The sequence below is a fragment of the Streptomyces sp. NPDC088817 genome (assembly GCF_044750345.1).
Taxonomy (GTDB): domain Bacteria; phylum Actinomycetota; class Actinomycetes; order Streptomycetales; family Streptomycetaceae; genus Streptomyces.
The window spans coordinates 367366-388403 of the sequence record NZ_JBIVJN010000001.1 but is presented as its reverse complement, the minus strand read 5'-3'; the positions used below and the strand labels follow the sequence as shown (position 1 = coordinate 388403).

21 protein-coding genes are annotated in these 21038 nt (G+C 72.7%); 14 read left to right on the top strand and 7 right to left on the bottom strand.

The annotated features are described in order from the left end of the window. Positions 1–10 precede the first annotated feature (10 nt). Positions 11–1807, bottom strand: coding sequence for an AMP-binding protein (locus ACIP4X_RS01805; protein ID WP_358731108.1), 1797 nt, complete (start codon positions 1805–1807; stop codon positions 11–13). Positions 1808–2047: 240 nt separating this feature from the next. Here ACIP4X_RS01805 and ACIP4X_RS01800 point away from each other — a divergent pair, with 240 nt between their 5' ends. The 6 genes from ACIP4X_RS01800 (at position 2048) to ACIP4X_RS01775 (ending at position 7282) form a co-directional block, all read left to right on the top strand. Next, a complete protein-coding gene (locus tag ACIP4X_RS01800) occupies positions 2048–2845 on the top strand; it encodes a metallophosphoesterase (protein WP_358731109.1) in 798 nt (265 codons plus the stop codon). A gap of 145 nt (positions 2846–2990) precedes the next feature. Then, entirely contained in the window at positions 2991–3434 is a 444-nt protein-coding gene (locus ACIP4X_RS01795) for an SRPBCC family protein (protein WP_358731111.1), read from the top strand. Between the two features lie 126 nt (positions 3435–3560). Further along, positions 3561–4730, top strand: a complete 1170-nt coding sequence (locus ACIP4X_RS01790) for an ArsA family ATPase (RefSeq protein WP_401346163.1) — start codon at positions 3561–3563, stop codon at positions 4728–4730. A gap of 57 nt (positions 4731–4787) precedes the next feature. Beyond that, positions 4788–5366, top strand: coding sequence for a DUF5304 domain-containing protein (locus tag ACIP4X_RS01785; protein ID WP_358731115.1), 579 nt, complete (start codon positions 4788–4790; stop codon positions 5364–5366). Between the two features lie 114 nt (positions 5367–5480). Beyond that, positions 5481–6434 (top strand): ROK family glucokinase, encoded by a 954-nt coding sequence (locus ACIP4X_RS01780; protein WP_358731117.1) that lies wholly within the window; start codon positions 5481–5483, stop codon positions 6432–6434. A gap of 101 nt (positions 6435–6535) precedes the next feature. After that, a complete protein-coding gene (locus ACIP4X_RS01775; protein WP_358731119.1) occupies positions 6536–7282 on the top strand; it encodes an endonuclease/exonuclease/phosphatase family protein in 747 nt (248 codons plus the stop codon). A gap of 77 nt (positions 7283–7359) precedes the next feature. Here ACIP4X_RS01775 and ACIP4X_RS01770 read toward each other — a convergent pair whose 3' ends face one another. Both ACIP4X_RS01770 and ACIP4X_RS01765 read right to left on the bottom strand, forming a co-directional pair. Then, positions 7360–8229: a hypothetical protein gene (locus ACIP4X_RS01770; RefSeq protein ID WP_401346159.1), complete on the bottom strand. Its 870-nt coding sequence runs from the start codon at positions 8227–8229 to the stop codon at positions 7360–7362. Further along, positions 8222–9001 carry an alpha/beta fold hydrolase gene (locus ACIP4X_RS01765; RefSeq protein ID WP_391453471.1) on the bottom strand — a complete coding sequence of 260 codons (780 nt, stop codon included), beginning with the start codon at positions 8999–9001 and terminating at the stop codon, positions 8222–8224. Before ACIP4X_RS01765 ends, ACIP4X_RS01770 begins: the two co-directional genes overlap by 8 nt. A gap of 132 nt (positions 9002–9133) precedes the next feature. On the opposite strand from ACIP4X_RS01765, the gene ACIP4X_RS01760 reads away from it, so the two are divergent. From ACIP4X_RS01760 to ACIP4X_RS01745, 4 genes are all read left to right on the top strand, one after another. After that, positions 9134–10051, top strand: coding sequence for a 1-acyl-sn-glycerol-3-phosphate acyltransferase (locus ACIP4X_RS01760; RefSeq protein ID WP_401346156.1), 918 nt, complete (start codon positions 9134–9136; stop codon positions 10049–10051). A gap of 26 nt (positions 10052–10077) precedes the next feature. Then, a complete protein-coding gene (macS, locus tag ACIP4X_RS01755; RefSeq protein ID WP_401346153.1) occupies positions 10078–11406 on the top strand; it encodes a MacS family sensor histidine kinase in 1329 nt (442 codons plus the stop codon). Continuing rightward, the gene (locus ACIP4X_RS01750) at positions 11403–12080 is read left to right on the top strand and encodes a response regulator (RefSeq protein ID WP_401346150.1); all 678 of its coding nucleotides are present in this window, start codon (positions 11403–11405) and stop codon (positions 12078–12080) included. Before macS ends, ACIP4X_RS01750 begins: the two co-directional genes overlap by 4 nt. Before the next feature lie 164 nt (positions 12081–12244). Next, positions 12245–13273: a 6-phosphofructokinase gene (locus tag ACIP4X_RS01745; RefSeq protein WP_358731129.1), complete on the top strand. Its 1029-nt coding sequence runs from the start codon at positions 12245–12247 to the stop codon at positions 13271–13273. A gap of 85 nt (positions 13274–13358) precedes the next feature. Here ACIP4X_RS01745 and ACIP4X_RS01740 read toward each other — a convergent pair whose 3' ends face one another. Beyond that, the gene (locus ACIP4X_RS01740) at positions 13359–15272 is read right to left on the bottom strand and encodes an anthranilate synthase family protein (protein ID WP_401346146.1); all 1914 of its coding nucleotides are present in this window, start codon (positions 15270–15272) and stop codon (positions 13359–13361) included. Positions 15273–15381: 109 nt separating this feature from the next. Continuing rightward, positions 15382–15444 carry a trp operon leader peptide gene (locus ACIP4X_RS01735; RefSeq protein WP_358864531.1) on the bottom strand — a complete coding sequence of 21 codons (63 nt, stop codon included), beginning with the start codon at positions 15442–15444 and terminating at the stop codon, positions 15382–15384. A 277-nt stretch (positions 15445–15721) separates the two neighbouring features. On the opposite strand from ACIP4X_RS01735, the gene ACIP4X_RS01730 reads away from it, so the two are divergent. From ACIP4X_RS01730 to ACIP4X_RS01720, 3 genes are all read left to right on the top strand, one after another. Further along, complete coding sequence (locus ACIP4X_RS01730; protein WP_358731134.1) at positions 15722–16882, top strand: glycoside hydrolase domain-containing protein; 1161 nt, start codon at positions 15722–15724, stop codon at positions 16880–16882. A 95-nt stretch (positions 16883–16977) separates the two neighbouring features. Further along, the gene (locus tag ACIP4X_RS01725; protein WP_358731136.1) at positions 16978–18330 is read left to right on the top strand and encodes a class II 3-deoxy-7-phosphoheptulonate synthase; all 1353 of its coding nucleotides are present in this window, start codon (positions 16978–16980) and stop codon (positions 18328–18330) included. A gap of 125 nt (positions 18331–18455) precedes the next feature. Beyond that, on the top strand, positions 18456–18755 hold the full coding sequence (locus ACIP4X_RS01720; RefSeq protein ID WP_358731138.1) for a (2Fe-2S)-binding protein: 300 nt from the start codon (positions 18456–18458) through the stop codon (positions 18753–18755). A 24-nt stretch (positions 18756–18779) separates the two neighbouring features. Here ACIP4X_RS01720 and bfr read toward each other — a convergent pair whose 3' ends face one another. Continuing rightward, the gene (gene bfr / locus ACIP4X_RS01715) at positions 18780–19298 is read right to left on the bottom strand and encodes a bacterioferritin (protein WP_358731139.1); all 519 of its coding nucleotides are present in this window, start codon (positions 19296–19298) and stop codon (positions 18780–18782) included. 154 nt (positions 19299–19452) lie between these two features. Here bfr and ACIP4X_RS01710 point away from each other — a divergent pair, with 154 nt between their 5' ends. Then, positions 19453–20109, top strand: coding sequence for a sulfite oxidase-like oxidoreductase (locus tag ACIP4X_RS01710; protein ID WP_358731141.1), 657 nt, complete (start codon positions 19453–19455; stop codon positions 20107–20109). Between the two features lie 36 nt (positions 20110–20145). On the opposite strand, the gene ACIP4X_RS01705 is transcribed toward ACIP4X_RS01710, so the two are convergent. After that, positions 20146–21036 carry a deoxyribonuclease IV gene (locus ACIP4X_RS01705; protein ID WP_358731143.1) on the bottom strand — a complete coding sequence of 297 codons (891 nt, stop codon included), beginning with the start codon at positions 21034–21036 and terminating at the stop codon, positions 20146–20148. Positions 21037–21038 lie beyond the last annotated feature (2 nt).

The window sequence follows — 21038 nt, the reverse complement described above, 5'->3', positions numbered from 1 at the left end:
GGGGTGCGCGCTACTTGGCGTAGAGCGCCTCGATCTCGCCCGCGAAGTCCCGCGCCACCACGTTCCGCTTGAGCTTCATCGACGGCGTGACGTGCCCCGACTCCTCCGTGAGCTGGGAGGACAGGATGCGGAACTTCCGCACCGACTCCGCCTTCGACACCGCGGCGTTGCCGTCGTCGACCGCCGACTGGACCGCCGCGTTCAGGTCGGGGTCGTCGCGCAGCGAGGCCGCGGTGGAGTCCGCCGGCTTGCCGTGCTCGGCGCACCAGCGACGCAGGAACTCCTCGTCGAGGGTGACCAGCGCGCCCACGAACGGCCGCCCGTCGCCCACCACCATGCACTCCGCGACCAGCGCGTGCGCCCGGATCCGGTCCTCGATCACGGCCGGGGCGACGTTCTTGCCGCCCGCGGTGACGATGATCTCCTTCTTGCGGCCGGTGATCCTGAGGTAGCCGTCCTCGTCGAGGGTGCCGATGTCACCGGTGTGGAACCAGCCGTCGGCCAGCGCCTCCCGCGTCGCGACGGGGTTGTTCCAGTACTCCTTGAACAGGTGCTCGCCGTGCAGCAGCACCTCCCCGTCGTCCGCGATGCGGATCACCGAGCCGGGCAGCGGCTGCCCGACCGTGCCGATCTTCTGCCGGTCCCAGGGGTTGAAGGCGGTCGCCGCGCAGGACTCGGTCAGGCCGTAGCCCTCCAGGACCGTGAAGCCGATACCGCGGTAGAAGTGCCCGAGGCGCTCGCCTAGCGGGGCGCCGCCGGAGATGGCGTACTCGCCGCGCCCGCCGAGTACCGCGCGCAGCTTGCCGTAGACCAGCTTGTCGAACACCTTGTGCCTGATCCGCAGCCCGAGCGAGGGACCCGAGGGGCTGTCCAGCTCCTTGCTGTAGGCGATCGCCGTGTCGGCCGCCCGGTCGAAGATCCGGCCCTTGCCGTCGGCCTGCGCCTTGGCGCGCGCCCCGTTGTAGACCTTCTCGAAGACCCGCGGGACACCGAGGATCAGCGTGGGGCGGAACGCGGCCAGCTCGTCGGTGAGGTTCTTGATGTCCGGGACGCAGCCCAGCTTGATCGGCGCCATCATCGGGGCGACCTGGACCAGCCGGCCGAAGACGTGCGCCAGCGGCAGGAAGAGCAGCACCGAGCACTCGCCGGTGCGGAACAGCGGGCGCAGCCGCTCCACGACGTTGCCGCACTCGGCGAAGAAGGCGCGGTGGGTGAGCACACAGCCCTTGGGCCGGCCGGTGGTGCCGCTGGTGTACACGATGGTCGCCGGGTCGTCGGCCTTCGCCAGCGAGCCCCGCTCCTCCACCGCCGCGTCGCTGATGTCCCGGCCGGCCCGGCCGATTTCCTCCACGCCGCCGGCCTCGATCTGCCAGACGTTCTTCAGCGCGGGCAGCGTCTCGCGCACCGCCTCGACGGCGGCGGCGTGCTGGTCGAGCTCCACCACGCAGGCGGTCGCGCCCGAGTCGCCGAGGATCCACCGCACCTGCTCCGGCGAGCTGGTCTCGTACACCGGCACGGTGATCGCGCCCGCGCTCCAGATCGCGAAGTCCAGCAGCGTCCACTCGTACCGGGTACGGGACATGAGGCCCACCCGGTCGCCGGGCTGGATGCCGGAGGCGATGAGGCCCTTGGCGGCGGCGTGCACCTCGGCGAGGAAGGCCCGGGCCGTGACGTCCTGCCAGGCGCCGTCCACCTTGCGCGCGATGACGGCGACGTCGGGGTGCTGCGCGGCGTTTCTGCGGACGATGTCGGTCAGATTCCCGTCCGCAGGGACCTCGTACAGAGCCGGAAGGCTGAACTCGCGCAAGACTGCTGCTCCTCATAGGGCGCCGGCGCCATGACGTTGTTGGAATCCAGGGAGACTGGACGGGCCGGACGTTACCCGCCGGTATGGCTCTTCGACAGGGGGACCCGGCGAGATGTTCGCTGCGTCACACAGATCGATGTTCCCCTGCGCACAGTAGTCGACGGGCCGAATGACCGGCCAGTAACGGCGTTTCCGGCCGCCACTGTTCACGTATGCCATGCCCGCCTACGCTAGATCGCCATGGCACCCGCATCGGCCCGTCACAGCAGAACGCGCATCCATGTGGTCAGCGACGTGCACGGCAACGTGCGCGATCTGGCCCGGGCCGGAGAGGGCGCCGACGCCCTGGTGTGCCTCGGCGACCTGATCCTCTTCCTCGACTACGCCGACCACTCGCGCGGCATCTTCCCCGACCTGTTCGGCGTGGAGAACGCCGACCGCATCGTCGAACTGCGTACCGCCCGCCGCTTCGCCGAGGCGCGCGAGTTCGGCGCCCGGCTGTGGGCGGGCATCGACGGCGACCGGGCCAGGGTGATGGAACAGGCGGTACGCAAGCAGTACGCGGAACTCTTCGCCGCGTTCCCCAGCCCCACGTACGCCACCTACGGCAACGTCGACATGCCGGCCCTGTGGCAGGAGTACGCCCGCGAGGGCACCACCGTGCTCGACGGGCAGCGCGTGGAGATCGGCGGCCGTGTCTTCGGCTTCGTCGGCGGCGGCCTGCGCACCCCCATGCGCACCCCGTTCGAGATCGGCGACGAGGAGTACGCGGCGAAGATCGAGGCGGTCGGCGAGGTCGACGTCCTCTGCACGCACATCCCGCCCGAGGTGCCGGACCTCGTCTACGACACCGTCGCGCGCCGCTTCGAGCGCGGCAGCCGCGCCCTCCTGGAGGCCATCCGCCGCACCCGCCCCCGGTACGCCCTCTTCGGCCACGTCCACCAGCCGCTGGTGCGGAGGATGCGGATCGGCGCGACCGAATGCGTGAACGTGGGGCACTTCGCCGGGAGCGGCCGCCCCTGGGTGCTCGAATGGTGAGGGATCCGGCCGATCACGCAGGTGGGGGTGGAGTCCGGAGGCCGGGCGCGCGGTAGCCTTCACGCTGCACACACACGCGCACGAGGGGCGCACCACCGGCCTCACCCGGCCGCACTACCGGCCCGCATCTGGAGGAGCCACGGCGATGGCGGAACACACCAGCTCGAGCATCACGATCGAGGCGCCACAGGCCGAGGTCATGGGGGTGATCGCCGACTTCGCCCGCTACCCCGACTGGACCGGCGAGGTGAAGGAGGCCGAGGTCCTCGAGACGGACGACCAGGGCCGTGCCCGGCAGGTCCGCCTCGTCATGGATGCGGGAGCCATCAAGGACGACCAGGTCCTCGGGTACACCTGGACCGGCGAGCACGAGGTCTCCTGGACCCTGGTGAAGTCGCAGATGCTGCGCTCCCTGGACGGCTCCTACGTCCTCAGGTCCGCGGGCACGGACGCCACCGAGGTGACCTACCGCCTCACCGTGGACGTCAAGATCCCCATGCTCGGCATGATCAAGCGCAAGGCCGAGAAGGTCATCATCGACCGCGCCCTGGCCGGCCTGAAGAAGCGCGTGGAGTCGGGCGAGAAGTAAGGGCGCGCGGGCGGCGGCCGACGGGCCGCGGGCGGCGGGGGCCGAGGACAGGGGCCCGCCCAGAACGGGCGTCCCCGGGCGGCGAGCGGTCCGTCGACCCGGTCGAATCCACTACCGTTCAGCATCATGCGCACCCTCCTGATCACGGGCCCGGGCGGCAGCGGCCGTACGACCGTTTCCGCCGCCACCGCACTGACCGCCGCCCGTGACGGCGTCGAGACCCTCGTGCTCAGCGCCGACCGCACGGACTCCCTCGGCGCGGCGCTCGGGGTGCCGACGGGTGCGGAGCCGGTGTCCGTCGCGCCGCGCCTGACCGCCTGGCGCCCCGACGCGGCGGCCGGCTTCCGGGCCGACCTCACCGCCTTCCAGGACCGCGCGCGCAACGTACTCGACCTCCTCGGAGCCTCCCGTCTGGACCCCGAGGAGGTCACCCCGCTGCCGGGCGCCGAGGAGCTCGCCCTGCTGCGCGCGCTGCGCGACGCGGCCCTGTCGGAGCGGTTCGAGCTGCTGGTCGTCGACCTGCCGCCGGCGCCGCAGGCACTCGCCCTGCTCGCGCTGCCCGAGGAACTGCGCCGCTATCTGCGCCGGCTGCTCCCGCCGGAACGGCAGGCGGCCCGCGCCCTGCGGCCGGTGCTCGGCCGGCTCGCCGGCGTCCCCATGCCGGCCGAGTGGCTGTACGAGACGGCGGCACGCTGGGACGTCGAACTGGCCGCCGTGGCCGTGGTCGTCGCCGACCGCGGCACCCGCGTACGCCTGGTCGCCGAGCCGGGACCGGCAGGCGCCGACGCCGTCCGGAACGCCGCCCTGGGCCTGGCCGTGCGGGGACTGGCCGTGGAGTGCCTGGTCGCCGGCCGGGTCCTGCCGGAGACCGCCGCGGACTCCTGGCTGGCCGGCCCGGTCGCGCAGCAGCGCAAGACCCTCGACGAGTGGCGGGAGACGTACACCGTCCACCCGGCCGCCCACCTGGGCCGGGACCCGCGCGGCCTCGACGACCTCGCCGCCCTCGCCGTGCCCGGCGCGAGCCCGGCGTCCGCCCCGGTCGAGTGGCCCGTGACCGACCGGCTCGCCGAGGACGGCGTCCTCGTGTGGAACATCCCGCTGCCCGGAGCCATACGCGAGGAGCTCGACCTCATCCGGCTCGGCGACGAACTCGCGGTCACCGCCGGGCCGTTCCGCCGTGTCGTGCCGCTGCCCTCGGCGCTGCGCCGGTGCACCGTCGACGGGGCCGCCCTGCGCGACGGCGAGCTGCGGATCCGGTTCGCGCCGGACCCCGCGCTGTGGCCCCGCGAGAGATGAAGCGCGTACCCCCGTTCGGGTAACGTCGTAAGGACGAACCGTAGTCAGGAGCCCGCCATGAGCGAAGAGCGCCCACCGTCCGACGCCGCTCGGGACGACACCGCTCAGGAGGAGCCCGGCGGCCGCGAGGACACTGTCCGCCCCACCGAGGCCGGGGACCCGGGGGAGCGGCGCGCCACGGACTCCGACGCCTGGTCCACGGCCTGCGCCGAGGACCTCGCGGCGGAGCAGGCCCGCCGCCGCGCCCGGTACGGCCCGCCGCCCGGCTCGGCCGCCGAGGAGCTGCGCAAGTTCGTCGACACGGTCGCCGACAAACTGTCGTCGATCCAGGGACCGCTGCTCGGCGCGCTCGCCGGACCCGCGGCCGAACAGGTGGTGCGGCAGATGGTCCAGCAGGCCAAGGCGGCCGTGGAACCGGTCGTGGAGCGCAACCCCGAGGTGTTCGAGCACCTGGCGGCGGCCGGCGGCGAACTGCTCGCCGCGTACCGCTCGGCCGTCGAGTCCCAGGAGCGCCGCTGGACGTCGCCCGGCGCGGACGCGTCTGCGCCGGACGAACTCGACGACCCGGACAGCCCCGGCGGGCGCCGCGACCCCGGTGAGGGCACCGGCGGCGGCGAGCGCATCGACCTGGACTGACCGCCCGGACGACTTGGCCGGAGGACTTGGAGAGACCGTCCGGACGACGCGAATTCCACGGCAGGGCCTCGGGTACGGTTGCCGTAGCGGGGCTCGACCGGAACTGAGGGATTCATGGGACTCACCATCGGCGTCGACATCGGCGGCACGAAGATCGCGGCCGGCGTGGTCGATGAGGAAGGCAACATCCTCTCGACCTTCAAGGTGCCGACCCCCACCACACCCGAGGCCATCGTGGACGCCATCGCCTCGGCGGTGGAGGGAGCACGCGCGGGGCACGAGATCGTCGGTGTGGGCATCGGCGCCGCCGGATACGTCAACCGGCAGCGCTCCACGGTCTACTTCGCGCCCAACATCGACTGGCGCAACGAGCCGCTGAAGGAGAAGGTCGAGGCGCGCGTCGCCCTGCCGGTGGTCGTGGAGAACGACGCCAACGCCGCGGCCTGGGGCGAGTACAGGTTCGGCGCCGGCAAGGGCCACCGCAACGTCATCTGCATCACGCTCGGCACCGGCCTCGGCGGCGGCATCGTCATCGGCAACAAGCTGCGCCGCGGGCACTTCGGCGTGGCCGCCGAGTTCGGCCACATCCGGATGGTCCCGGACGGACTGCTGTGCGGCTGCGGCTCGCAGGGCTGCTGGGAGCAGTACGCCTCCGGGCGCGCCCTGGTGCGGTACGCCAAGCAGCGCGCCAACGCCGCCCCCGAGAGCGCGGACGTGCTGCTCGCCCTCGGTGACGGCACCCCCGACGGCATCGAGGGCAAGCACATCTCCGTGGCCGCCCGCCAGGGCTGTCCGGTCGCCGTCGACTCCTACCGCGAGCTGGCCCGCTGGGTGGGCGCCGGCCTGGCCGACCTGGCCTCGCTGTTCGACCCGTCCGCGTTCATCGTCGGCGGCGGGCTCTCCGACGAGGGGGAGCTGGTCCTGGAGCCGATCCGCAAGTCCTACAAGCGCTGGCTGGTCGGCGGCAACTGGCGCCCGGTCGCCGACGTCCTCGCCGCCCAGCTCGGCAACAAGGCCGGTCTGGTGGGCGCGGCGGACCTCGCCCGGGAGCCCGACCCGATCATGTAGCACCGGTCGCACCCGGGGCGCGCCCACCGTCCCCGCCGGGCCGGGACCGGTGGGCGCCGCCGTACCGCCGGTGCGCCCGGCCGCGGCGTATGTTGATCGTCATGCTGATGCCCAACTCCCGCACGGAGCCAGATGGTTCCGCCGTCATCCGCGTCCTGAGCCACAACATCCGGTCGATGCGGGACGACACCGAGGCGCTGGCCCGGGTGATCCGCGCCTGCGCGCCCGATCTCGTCCTCGTCCAGGAGGCGCCGCGTTTCTTCCGCTGGCGCAAGAAGCTGGCCCGGCTGGCGGCGGCCGCGGACCTGGTGATCCTCACCGGGGGCGCGACGGCCGCGGGCCCGGCGATCCTCTGCTCGCTGAGGGCCACCGTGGAACGCGCCGAGGACGTCCTGCTGCCGCTGACCCCCGGACTGCACCGGCGGGGCCTCGCGACGGCGGTCGTCCGCTTCGGGGGCGCCCGGCTCGGCGTCGTGAGCTGCCATCTCTCGCTGAACGCGCGGGAACGGTACGAGCAGGCCGGGATGGTTCTGGACCGGCTGGCCGGGATGGGCGTGGAGCACGCGGTGACGGGCGGCGACCTCAACGAGGGACCGGAAGGACCGGCGTTCCGGCGGCTGGCCGACTCGCTCCAGGACGGCTGGGCCACCGCCCCCTGGGGCGCGGAGGCCACCTGGACGTCCACCGGGCCGCACCGGCGCATCGACGCCCTCTTCGCCACCCGGGGCGTCGAAGTCCTCGGCTGCGGCGTACCGCTGGGCCTGCCCGGGGTGACGGAGGCGGACCTGAAGGCCTCCACGGACCACCGCCCGGTACTGGCCGCCCTCAGAGTCCCGGCGCTTCCCTAGGGGCTTTCGCCGGGATCGTGGCTCGTGGGCCTGATCCAGACGAAAGACCCCGGCGCCGAGTCGCGGGGCCCCCGGGCTCAGACCACCGCCCCGCGGCCCGGGTCGTCGTGGTCGTCGTCGTCCGGCTTCATGCGCGTCACCAGCGTCGCGAAGCCGCCCAGGAAGCCGCCGATGCCGAGCACGGCGAGCCACCACGTCATGTCCCAGCCGAACAGGACGGCCAGCAGGAGCAGGACGGGCCCGCCGATCACCGCGAGCCAGGCGAACTTCGCGGTCGCGTCGGCGGACGCCAGCGGGGGCGGCTCCGGCGGGACGAAGTGTCCCTCGTCGCCCTCGTCGAAGTCGTCGTCGGACGGTTCGGCGAGCGAGTAGTCGCGCGGTCCCCCACCGCCATGGCCGACACCGGGCGCGAAGGAGACCGAGCTGCCCAGCCGCCCGGCCGGGGCGGACGGGCCCTCCCCGCCTTCCCCGCTCTCGCCGTCGTCGCCGCCCGTGCCGTCTCCGTCGCCCTTGGCGTCCTTGCCGGTCCCGGCGGCCTCGTCCTTCCTGTCCTTCCCGTCCTTCCTGTCCTTCCACGGCTTCTCGACGTCCGTCACCGGGTCCGGCGGCAACGCCAGGTCCTCGATGGGGCGGAACGGCCTGGAGCCCGGCGGGTCCGGCGGCTCCTCGCCGTACCCGGCGACGATCGCCGCCCAGGCGGCCGCCTCGTCGAGGGAGGCGCCCTCCTTGCCGGCGGGCGCGCCGGGCTCGGCGCGCTGCTCGGCCGGCCCGACGGGTTCTGCCGCTCCGACGGGTTCTGCCGCTCCGACCGGTTCGGCCGGTCCCGCGGGGTCGGACGGTCCGGCCGGTGTGACCGGACCGGCCGGGCCGACCGGGCTGACCGGTTCGCCCGGCTCGCCCGGCTCACGGCCGTCGCGGTTCTCGCGGTCGGAGTCGTGCTCAGCCACCTGCCGTCGTCCCTTCCTTGCCGACACTGGGTGCGAGCCGGCCGATGAATGCGTAGCTCTCCTCGAAGATCCGGTCCGCATCGTGGTCCAACGTCGCGACGTGGTAGCTGTGTTCCAGCAGGACCTCCGTGACGTCCGTGGAGGAGACCCGGCCGAGGATCCGGGCCGAGTCGACCGGTGGCACCACATGGTCCTGCGGGCTGCGCAGGAGCAGCAGAGGCTGGGTGACCTGCGGCAGCTCGCCGTCGAGCAGCCGGAAGAAGTTCCTGAGCGAGTGCGCGGCGTGCAGCGGCACCCGGTCGTACCCCAGCTCGGCGGCGCCCTCCAGCGCGATGTCGCTCGCGATGCCCTTCGTGGTCCGTACGACATGGCGGGCCACCGGCAGGGCGTACGCGGACAGGCCGTGCACCTTGTTGGCCGGGTTGACGACCACGACGCCCGCGACCGCGTCCCCGTGCCGGGCGGCCAGCCGCAGCGCCAGCGCGCCGCCCATGGACAGCCCGGCCACGAACACACGCGTGCAGGACTCGCGCAGGACCCGCAGCTCGCGGTCCACCTCCGCGTACCAGTCCGGCCAGCCGGTGAGCTGCATGTCCTCCCAGCGGGTGCCGTGCCCGGGCAGCAGCGGCAGGGAGACGGTCAGGCCGCGCTCGGCGAGGTACCGCCCCCAGGGGCGCAGTGACTGGGGGGAACCGGTGAAGCCGTGGCAGAGGAGGACGCCGACCTCCCCGCCCTCGTGGCGGAACGGCTCGGCTCCGGGGAGCACCGGCACGTGGCTCTCCTGTGGTCGTCGATTGCAGGTACTTCACCGTACGCGACCGCACTGACACCGACCAGGGTCGTCGGTGCCCCGGACGGCAGCCCGGCGGTATCGTCTGATCGACACACACAGGAAGGCACTCGGTTGTTCTACGGCACGATGAAGGTCGCCATCGGGGGGCCGCTGAAGCTCGCCTTCCGGCCCTGGGTGGAGGGCCTGGAGAACATTCCCGACGAGGGTCCCGCCATTCTGGCGAGCAATCACCTGTCCTTCTCGGACTCCTTCTTCCTGCCCATCGTGCTCCACCGCCCGGTCACCTTCATCGCGAAGGCCGAGTACTTCACCACGCCCGGGGTGAAGGGCCGGCTCACCGCCGCGTTCTTCAAGGGCGTCGGTCAGCTCCCCGTGGACCGCTCCGGGGCGCGCGGCGCGGCCGAGGCGGCGGTGAGGAGCGGCATAGAGGTGCTGGAGCGCGGCGAGCTGTTCGGCATCTACCCGGAGGGCACCCGCTCGCCCGACGGCCGCCTCTACCGCGGCAAGCCGGGCGGACTCGCCCGCGTGGCCCTGGCCACCGGAGCGCCCGTCATCCCGGTCGCCATGATCGACACGGAGAAGATCCAGCCGCCCGGGAAGGTCGTGCCCAAGCTGCTGCGCCCGGGCATACGCATCGGCAAGCCACTGGACTTCAGCCGCTACCAGGGTCTCGCGCACGACCGTTTCGTGCTGCGGGCGGTGACGGACGAGGTCATGTACGAGATCATGAAGCTCTCCGGCCAGGAGTACGTCGACATCTACGCGACCGCGGCCAAGCGGCAGATCGCGGAGGCGGCCAAGGCCGAGAGGGAAGCGGAGAAGGCGGCGGGGAGAACGGCCGGGACGGCGGCCGACAAGGTCCAGCAGGCGGCGGGGACGGCGGCCGACAAGGTCCAGCAGGCGGCCGGAAAGGCCCAGGAGGCCGCGGGGAAGGCCGCCGGCAGGGCCCAGGAGGCGGCGAAGGCGGCGCTCGGGCGGGCCGAGAGGGACACGGCCGGGAAGGCCGAGAAGGAGAAGCGGGCGGAGTAGGCCGAACCGCCGGGGGGATGGGGGACATGCCGAAGCGGCAACGCGTGATCAGGATGTCGGTCGAGCAGCCGATGTGGCGCGCGCTCGCCGGATACCGGGTGCTGACCATGCTCTACGCGGTCGGCCTGTTCGCCACCGGCTACGACCGGTTCCCGCGCCCCGAAGTCGCCATCGGCTACTACTGCGTGCTGTCCGTGTGGACCGTGGCCACACTGCCCAGGGTCGCGAACGCCGCGAGCTGCACCAGGCGCTTCCTGGCCGCCGACCTCACCCTGGCGCTGGCCGGCATCCTCCTCACCCCCGTCGCCGACGCCCAGGCGCGGATCGCGGACGGCGGCCCCACCCTGCCCTCGATCTGGACCGCCGGCTCCGTCCTCGCCTTCGCCCTCAAGGGCGGCTGGCGCTGGGCCGCCGTCGCCTCCACCGCGGTCGCCGCCGCCAACCTGGTCGAGCGCGGCGCCCCGACCCGGGACACCGTGCACAACGTGATCCTGGTCTGGGTCGCCTCCATCGCCATCGGCTACGTCGTCGAGGTCGCCCGCGCCTCCGAGCGCACCCTCGCCCGTGCCCTGGAGATCGAGGCGGCCACCCGGGAACGGGAGCGGCTGGCCCGGGACATCCACGACAGCGTGCTCCAGGTGCTGGCCATGGTGCAGCGGCGCGGCGCGGTCATCGGGGGCGAGGCCGCCGAACTGGGCCGGCTGGCGGGCGAGCAGGAGGTGGCGCTGCGCACCCTGGTCTCCGGCGGGCTGGTCCTCCCGGTCTCCCGGGCAGCGGGGGACACGGACTGGGGGACATCCGGGGGCGCGGTCGTCAGGACCGTCGACGAGGAGGACGGGGACGGCGAGGGCACGGACGGCGAGCACGACGGTCCCGTCGACCTGCGCGCGCTGCTCGTCCCGTACGCCGGAGCCCGGGTCAGCCTCGCCGAACCGGGCGCCCCGGTGCTGCTGCGGCCCGCTGCCGCCCGCGAGGTGGCCGCCGCCGTCGGGGCCGCGCTGGACAACGTCCGCCGGCACGCGGGCGAGGGCGCGCGGGCCTGGATCCTGGTCGAGGACGAGCCGGAGTCGGTGATCGTGACCGTGCGGGACGACGGTCCCGGCATCCCCCAGGGGCGGCTCGCCCAGGCCGAGGGCGAGGGCCGGCTCGGGGTGGCCCTGTCGATCCGGGGCCGGCTGCGCGACCTCGGCGGTACCGCCGAGCTGATCTCGGTGCCCGGCCAGGGCACGGAGGTCGAACTGAACGTGCCCAAGGACGCGGGCGCCGTGGACACCACCGGCACCGCGAACGACACCGGGCACACGAGGGGCGCGAAGGGCGTGCCCCGGACACGGGGGAAGGCGGAGAACCGATGAGCGCGCAGCAGGGCCCGATCAGAGTGATGGTGGTCGACGACCACCCGATGTGGCGCGACGCCGTGGCCCGCGACCTGGCCGAGGCCGGCTTCGAGGTGGTCGCCACCGCGGGCGACGGCGAGCAGGCGGTGCGCCGCGCCAGGGCCGCCGCGCCGCACGTGCTCGTCCTCGACCTCAACCTGCCCGCGAAGCCGGGCGTTCAGGTCTGCAAGGAACTCGTCGGCGCCGACCCGGCGTTGCGCGTGCTGGTGCTGTCCGCGAGCGGTGAGCACGCCGATGTGCTGGAGGCCGTGAAGTCGGGTGCGACGGGCTATCTGCTGAAGTCGGCCTCGACGCAGGAGCTGCTGGACGCGGTGCGCCGCACGGCCGTGGGCGACCCGGTGTTCACCCCGGGCCTGGCGGGTCTGGTGCTGGGCGAGTACCGGCGCCTGGCCGCCGAGCCCGCGCCCGCCGCGGACGCCGGTGAGCCGAAGGCGCCCCGGCTCACCGACCGGGAGACCGAGGTGCTGCGCCTGGTCGCCAAGGGCCTGAGCTACAAGCAGATCGCCGAGCGCCTGGTGATCTCCCACCGCACGGTCCAGAACCACGTCCAGAACACCCTGGGCAAGCTCCAGTTGCACAACCGGGTGGAGCTGGTGCGGTACGCCATCGAACGCGGACTCGACGGCGAGTAGGGGTGAGTCAACCCGCATACGTGCTGCCATACCCCTTTCGAGTGGTTTCGCCGTGATCAACTACTAGACAATTCAGTGGAATTGACTCTCCGCCCCATGCCGAAGTGACGTGCGTCACCATTAGCGTGACCTTCACCAGGCAACCGCGGCGAAGGGACTTTTCCATGCGGGTCGGAGTACTGACCGGAGGCGGCGACTGCCCCGGGCTCAACGCCGTCATCCGGGGCATCGTCCGCAAGGGCGTGCAGGAGTACGGCTATGACTTCGTCGGCTTCCGGGACGGCTGGCGCGGCCCCCTCGAGAACGACGCCGTCCGTCTCGACATCCCCGCGGTGCGCGGCATCCTGCCCCGCGGCGGCACCATCCTCGGCTCCTCACGGACCAACCCCCTCAAGCAGGAGGACGGCATCCGGCGGATCAAGGAAAACCTCGCCAAGCAGGAGGTCGAGGCGCTCGTCGCGATCGGCGGCGAGGACACCCTCGGCGTCGCCGCGCGACTGAGCGACGAGTACGGCGTGCCCTGCGTGGGCGTGCCCAAGACCATCGACAACGACCTGTCGGCCACCGACTACACCTTCGGCTTCGACACCGCGGTCGGCATCGCCACCGAGGCGATCGACCGGCTGCACACCACCGCCGAGTCCCACATGCGGGTCCTGGTCTGCGAGGTGATGGGCCGTCACGCCGGCTGGATCGCCCTGCACTCCGGCCTCGCCGGCGGCGCGAACGTCATCCTCATCCCCGAACAGCGCTTCGACGTCGACCAGGTGTGCGCCTGGATCGCCTCCCGCTTCAAGGCGTCGTACGCCCCGATCGTCGTCGTCGCCGAGGGCGCCATGCCCAAGGACGGCGACATGGTCCTGAAGGACGGCTCGCGCGACTCCTTCGGACACGTACGGCTGTCCGGCGTCGGCGAGTGGCTGGCCAAGGAGATCGAGGCGCGCACCGGGAAGGAGGCACGGACCACCGTGCTCGGGCACATCCAGCGCGGCGGCACGCCCAGCGCCTTCGACCGCTGGCTCGCCACCCGGTTCGGCCTGCACGCCATCGACTGCGTCCGCGACGGCGACTTCGGCAAGATGGTCGCCCTGCGCGGCACCGACATCGTCCGCGTGCCGATCGGGGAGGCCACCGCGAAGCTGAAGACGGTCGACCCCAAGCTCTACGAGGAGGTCGGGGTCTTCTTCGGCTGACCCCGCCACCGGCCTCCTTGCCCGCAGACCGCACCGGGGGCGCCGCCGACCTGACCGGCGGCGCCCCCGGTGCGCGCGTCTGCGGCTACGGGACGCGCCGCGGCTCGCCGTGCGTGCCGGCGTCAAGCGGCCGGCCGGCCAGCAGCGCGCCGACGATCGCCTGGCCGTTCAGCGTCAGCACGGACTCGGGATGGAACTGCACCGACGCGAACCGCGCGGAGCGCAACGCGTGCACCTCACCGGACGCGCTCCGGCTCACCTCGATCCCGTGCGCCGACAGCTCGGCCTGCGCCTCGTCGTCGCATTGCGCCACGTAGCTGTTGTAGAAGCCCACGGTCTCGGCCCGGCCGAACAGGTCGATCCGGCTCTGGGCGCCCTGGTGGGGCACCTCCTTGCGGACGATCTCCAGCCCCAGCTCGGCCGCGATCAGCTCGTGTCCGAGGCAGACCCCGAGGACGCCGTGCCGGTGCGCGGCGAGCACCTCCGCGGTCAGCGCGCGCAGCAGCCGCATCTTCGGGTCGGCCGCATCGCACGGATCGCCGGGCCCGGGGCCGAGGACGACCGGCCCCTCGTGCGCGAGCACGGCCGCGCGCAGCCCGGGCTCGTCGTAGCGGCGGACGGTGACGGTCAGCCCCGACGAGCGCAGCACGTGCGCGAGCATCGCGGTGAACGTGTCCTCGCCGTCCACGACCAGGGCGTGCCCGGTGAGTCCCGGTGTGCTTCCCCCGGCCTCCGGCTGCGCTGCGCCCCCGCTCCGCATCCGCAGCCAGAACGGCGCGAGCAGCGCGCGCCGGCCGTCCAGGGCCGCCCGCACCCGCGGGTCGTCGGCGAGCCGGGGCCCCGACCGCTCCGCACGCGGCCGGGCGGGCCGTACGCCCAGCGCCGCCAGCACGCCCGCCGCCTTCGCGTGCGTCTCGGCGACCTCGCCCGCCGGGTCCGAACCGCGGACGAGGGTGGCGCCGACCGGTACGCGCAGCCGGCCGCGGGCGTCGATGTCGGCGGTGCGGATGAGGATGGGGGAGTCCAGGGTCTGCGCGCCGCCGCCGTCGCGCCCGAGCAGGGCCAGCGCACCGGCGTAGTAGCCGCGCCCGCCGCTCTCGTGGCGTTGGACGACCCGGCAGGCGTTCTGCACCGGCGACCCGGTGACGGTCGCGGCGAACATGGTCTCCTTGAGCACCTCGCGCACGTCCAGGGAGGACCGGCCGCGCAGCTCGTACTCGGTGTGCGCCAGGTGCGCCATCTCCTTCAGACGCGGCCCGACGACCACCCCGCCCATGTCGCCGACGGTGCACATCATCTTGAGCTCCTCGTCGACGACCATCGACAGCTCCTCGATCTCCTTGCCGTCGGAGAGGAAGCCGAGCAGATGCTCGGCTGTCGGCCCCTCGGCCGGGTAGCGGTACGTCCCGCTGATCGGGTTCATCACGACCGTCCCGCCGGACATGCGCACGTGCACCTCGGGGCTGGCGCCGACCAGCGTCCGGTCCCCGGTGTGCACCACGAACGTCCAGTACGCCCCCCGCTCGCCCTCCAGGAGCCGCCGGAACAACGCCAGCGCGTCGGCCCGCCCGAAGCCCGGGATCTCCCCCTCGTACGTCCGCCGGATCACGAAGTTCGCGCCCTCGCCCGCGCCGATCTCCTCGCGCAGCACCCGCCCGACGATCTCCGCGTACTCCTCGTCGCCCACGTCGAAGCCGCCGCCCTCGACGCGCACCCGGTGCGCGGGGAGCTGCGCCAGGGCCTCGGCGAGCGGGACCGCGGCCGTCTCCTCGGGCGTCAGCACCAGCAGCGGGGTGCCGTCGTCGCGGACGTCGAAGCCGCGCTCGCGGATCTGCCGGAACGGCACGAGTGCCAGACCCTCGTCGGGCAGGTCGGCCAGGCGGTCGCGGGCGGTCACCGGGCCGAGCAGTACCTCGACCAGGTCGTGGTCGTGCCCCGGGGTACGGCGGCGCAGCAGGGCGAAGGGGCGGGGGTCGTGCAGCAGCCGTGCCAGGTCCATGGGTTCCTCTTCCGTCGATGTCGATCGATGTCGGTGAGGAACGGCCAGGACGCCACGAACGCCGAAGGCCGCCCCTCGGGCGGCCTTCGCGAAGTGTGGATACGCGCAGTCAGCGGGCCGCCGGAGAAGCGGTCCACCACCAGTTCTGGTTCTGGGTCGAGTGCGCGAACATGCCCGGCACCCTACCCCATCGGCCCGCCGCGCGGCCCTGTCCGGCCCGCGGCGGCCCCGGCCGACGTGTCGCCCGTACGCAGCACAGGCCGGTTTCCGGCGGCCGCGCGGGGTGGAAAGAGGGTCCGCGTCGACCGTGTGTCGAGCGCGCCCCGGCGTCCGCCGCGCGCCGCCCGTGCCCGACCGAGGAGTACGCCATTACCGCCCCACGATCACCCCACGCGGCCCGGCCCCGCCCCGGCCTGAGACGTGCGCTGACCGCGCTGAGCGCCTGCGCGGTGCTCGCCGCCGGTGCCCCGGCCGCCGCCCGCCCGGCCGCCGGCGACGCCACGAAGACCGTCAGCTACCGTGGCCACACCTTCACCGTCCCGGCCGGCTGGCCCGTCGTCGACCTCGACCAGGAGCCGACCGCCTGCGTCCGCTTCGACCGGCACGCCGTCTACCTGGGCATCCCCGGCGAGCAGCAGGACTGCCCGGCCCGCGCCGTCGGGCGCACCGAGGTCCTGTGGGTGCAGCCCGCGCCGGCGACGAAGGCCTCGGTGACCGAGGACCGCGTCTCCCGCGTCTACCGGGCGACCGCCACCAACGAGGGAATCTCCGTCACGGCCCCGTACGGCGAGAACCGCGCGGAGATCCAGCGGGTACTGCGCAGTGCCGGGCTGCCCGTCGCCGCCGCCGTCGATGGTGAAGCCGTCGGGGAACACCTACAGGCGCCGGCCGCGCGCGCCGTGCCCGCCGACGCGACCGCGTACCAGGGCAGGGGCTTCGACACCTGCACCGCACCGAGCCGGACGGCCATGAGCGCGTGGCAGGGCAACTCGCCCTACGGAGCCGTCGGCGTCTACATCGGCGGGGTCAACCGCGCCTGCGCCCAGGCGAAGCTGACCGCCGAGTGGGTGCAGACGCAGTACGCGGACGGGTGGCGTTTCTTCCCGCTCTACGTCGGCCCGCAGCCCAGCTCCGGCGCCGGAAGCTGCCGGAACTCCTGCGCGTCGATCGACGATCCCGTGCCGCAGGGCAGGGAGGCCGCGGAGGACGCGGTCGCGCAGGCGACGGCGCTCGGCTTCGCCAAGGGATCGGTGCTCTACAACGACCTGGAGCATTACACGCCCGGCGGCGCCCTCACCGCGCGCGTGCTCGGCTACCTGGAGGCCTGGACCGAGCGGCTGCACGAACTCGGCTACCGTTCCGGCGCGTACGGCAGCGTCTCGTCCCTGGTCGCCGACCTGGTCGGCAGCGCGGGGAAGGTCACCCTGCCCGACGTGATCCACTTCGCGCACTGGAACGACGAGAACACCACCCTCCACACCGCCATTCCGGCCGATCTGTGGGCCGGCCACCAGCGCATCCACCAGTACGCGGGCAACAGGACCGAGACGTACGGCGCGGTGACCATCAACATCGACCGCGACCAGCTCGACGTCGGCGCCGGCGCCTGAACGCCCCGGGGAGGGACATCGGCGACCGGGCGCCGCCCGTCTCATTGGCTGAACGGAGGAGGGGGCCCGACGGGCGACCCCGTAATCTTGGTGGGGTGACCGTGAACGCTAAGACCAGCGCGAGCGCTGGCAACACCTGGCGAGACCTGCCCGCGGCGCAGCAGCCCGAGTACCCCGACCCCGAGGCTCTGCGCGCAGTGATCGCGGACCTCGAGTCGTATCCGCCGCTCGTCTTCGCGGGCGAGTGCGACCAGCTGCGCGCCCGGATGGCGGCCGTCGCCAAGGGAGAGGCGTTCCTCCTCCAGGGCGGCGACTGCGCCGAGGCGTTCGACGCGGTGTCCGCCGACCAGATCCGCAACAAGCTCAAGACCCTGCTCCAGATGGGCGCCGTGCTGACGTACGCCGCCTCGGTGCCGGTGGTCAAGGTCGGCCGGATCGCCGGCCAGTACTCCAAGCCGCGCTCCAAGCCGACCGAGACCCGCGACGGCGTGACCCTGCCGACCTACCGCGGCGACTCGGTCAACGGCTTCGAATTCACCGAGGCCGCCCGTGTCCCGGACCCCGAGCGCCTGAAGCGGATGTACCACACGTCCGCCTCCACCCTGAACCTGGTGCGCGCCTTCACCACCGGCGGCTACGCGGACCTGCGCCAGGTGCACGCCTGGAACCAGGACTTCGTGAAGTCCTCCCCGTCCGGCCAGCGCTACGAGCAGCTCGCGCGCGAGATCGACAACGCGCTGAACTTCATGCGGGCCTGCGGCACGGACCCGGAGGAGTTCAAGACCGTCGAGTTCTTCTCCTCGCACGAGGCGCTGCTGCTCGACTACGAGTCGGCGCTGACCCGCGTCGACTCGCGCACCGGGCAGCTCTACGACGTCTCCGGGCACATGGTGTGGGTCGGCGAGCGCACCCGGCAGCTGGACCACGCGCACATCGAGTTCGCCTCGCGCATTCGCAACCCCATCGGCGTCAAGCTGGGCCCGACGACCACGCCCGAGGAGGCGCTGCGGTACGTCGACCGCCTCGACCCCGAGCGGGAGCCGGGCCGGCTGACGTTCATCGTCCGCATGGGCGCCGACAAGATCCGTGACCGGCTCCCGGAGCTGGTGGAGAAGGTCACGGCCTCGGGCGCGGTGGTGGCCTGGGTGACCGACCCGATGCACGGCAACACCTTCGAGGCGGCCTCCGGTCACAAGACCCGCCGCTTCGACGACGTGCTCGACGAGGTCAAGGGCTTCTTCGAGGTGCACAAGGGGCTCGGCACGCACCCCGGCGGCATCCACGTGGAGCTGACCGGCGACGACGTCACCGAGTGCGTCGGCGGCGGCGACGAGATCTTCGTCGACGACCTGCACCAGCGCTACGAGACGGCCTGCGACCCGCGGCTGAACCGCAGCCAGTCCCTTGACCTGGCGTTCCTGGTCGCGGAGATGTACCGGGACCAGTGAGGCGCCCGCCCGTCGCGGGAGCGTGCACGTGAAGTGGGGCGCGGATCACACCAAATCCGCGCCCCACCCACTTTTCCGGCATACGCGCGGTGAGTAAGGTTAGGTTTGCCTCACCGAGATTCGGGATGGCACCAGTGAACCGATCCCGGCGGGAGGTGAACCGCGTGTACGTGTGCAGTTGCTTCGGCGTCACCGAGCAGCAGGTCCAGCAGCACGCGGACAACGGCGCCTGCACTCCCCGCAAGATCGCCTCCGTCTGCAAGGCGGGCACCGACTGCGGCGGCTGCGTACGCCGCATCCAGGCGCTGCTCGGCCGGGGCGCCTGTCCGCGCCGGGAGCTGATCGACCAGGGCGCCCCGGCGCTCGCGCCGCTCATGGGCCGCACGTCCGGCGCCGGCGCCGAGGAACTGGGCGACGCCGCCTAGCGGGCCGGGCGGTCGGCGGCCGCCTCAGTGGCTGGAGAAGCTGTGCGTACCGGGGCCCGACGGGTCCGGCTGGCTCTGCTCGACGACGGTCGAGAGGTAGAGCGCCTCACCCAGCTTGTCGACCAGCTCCAGCTGGGTGTCCAGATAGTCGATGTGGTGCTCCTCGTCGGCGAGGATCGCCTCGAAGATGTTCGCCGACGTGATGTCGTCCTTGGCGCGCATCAGCTCCACGCCCCGGCGCAGCCGGTCGATGGCCTCGACCTCGATCTGCCGGTCGGCGCGGAACATCTCGGTCACCGTCTGTCCGACCTGGACGTGGAAGAGCCGCTGGTAGTTCGGCAGGCCGTCCAGCAGCAGGATGCGGTCGGTCAGGAGTTCCGCGTGCCGCATCTCGTCGAACGACTCGTCACGGGTGTACTTGGCGAGCTTCGTCCAGCCCTTGTGGTCCTGGAGCTTGGAGTGCAGGAAGTACTGGTTGATCGCGGTGAGCTCGGCGGTCAGCTGCTCGTTGAGCAGTTCGATCACCTCGGGGTCGCCTTGCATGGCGGCGGGGCTCCTTCCGGACGTCTCTGGGCCGATCTCGCGCATGATTGCACCGGCGCACACAGTCGTCCAGTAAGTGCATGCTTAGTGCGAGTTGCCTGAATTGCCCCCCGACTGGTCATGTGCACCCTCTCCGGTCTGTCAGGATGGAGTCATGGGTCAGCCGGTGGAGCGCGCGTCAGGAGACGCGTCTGGAGCAGTGCCGACGGGAGCGGCACAGCCGGAACTCCCGCCGGGGCAGCGGCTCCAGCGCGGCTGGCCGGTCACGCACTACGGACCCGTGCCCAAGTTCCGGCCCGAACGCTGGGACTTCCGGGTCTTCGGCGCCACCGCCGACGGTGAGAAGCACTGCTGGACCCACGAGGAGTTCACGGCCCTGCCGTACACCACCGTGGTGGCCGACCTGCACTGCGTCACGAAGTACAGCATGACCGGCGCCGAGTGGGGCGGCATCCCCGCGCGCACCGTCCTGGACATCGCCCCGCCCGCGGCGAACGTCACCCATGTGATGGTGTGGGCGGAGTACGGGTTCAGCTCCAACCTGCGCCTGTCCGACTTCACCTCGGAGCGCACCCTCTTCGCCACCCACAAGGACGGCGAACTGCTCACCGCCGAGCACGGCTTCCCGCTCCGCCTGATCGTCCCCCACCTGTACGCGTGGAAGGGCCCCAAGTGGGTCCGCGGCGTGGAGTACATGACCGCCGACCGCCGCGGCTTCTGGGAGGAGCGCGGCTACCACAACCTCGGCGACCCCTGGAAGGAACAGCGCTACTCCTACCAGGAGGGACCGGGGGACGGGCCGGAACTCTGACACGCGTTCCGGCAGCTCACGCCCTCGTCGTGTGCGTCAGGCGTCCCTGAGCCGCTTCAGGCGCTCCACGTCCGCCGTGTGGCCCTCCTTGCCGCCCGGGGTCTCGATGACCAGCGGGACGCCCTCGGTGGCGGGGTGGGTCATCAGGGCGCGGAAGGGGTCCTCGCCGATGTGGCCGGCGCCGATGTTCTCGTGCCGGTCCTTGTGCGCCCCGGCAACGTCCTTGGAGTCGTTGGCGTGGATCAGCCTCAGCCGGCCCTCGCCGACCGTCTCCACCAGCAGGTCCAGCGTCTGGTGCATGCCGTCCGGGCCGGTCAGGTCGTGCCCGGCGGCGAAGATGTGGCAGGTGTCCAGGCACACGCCCAGCCTCGGATGGGAGTCCAGCGCCTCGAAGTACGGCCCGAAGTCCCAGGTGCGCGAGCACAGCGAGGCACCCTGGCCCGCGGTGGACTCCAGGAGCAGGTACGGGTCGTCGTCGTGGGTGAGCTCGTCCAGCAGCGGCAGCATGTGCTCCCGCACCTGCTTCAGCGCGACGGACCGGTCCCGGCCGCCGGTCGCGCTCCCGGTGTGCACGACGACGCCCAGCGCGCCGATCTCCCGGCCGCGCCGCAGCGAGTGCCGCAGCGACTCCACCGACCGCTCCACGGTCGCCTCGGTGTGGGAGCCGAAGTTGATCAGGTACGGGGCGTGGACGTACGCCGGGACCGACTGCTCGGCGCAGGCCGCGCGGAACCGCTCGTCCTGCCGCGGATCGCCGACGGGCGTGGCCCAGCCGCGCGGATTGGCGACGAAGACCTGCACGGTCTCCGCGCCGAGGTCACGGGCGTAGGACAGGCCCACGGAATGCAGCCCGCCGGCGACGGGCACATGGCCGCCGATCGGGTTGCGGACGGGGCCGGGGAGGGGACGGGACCGCTGACTGCTCACCC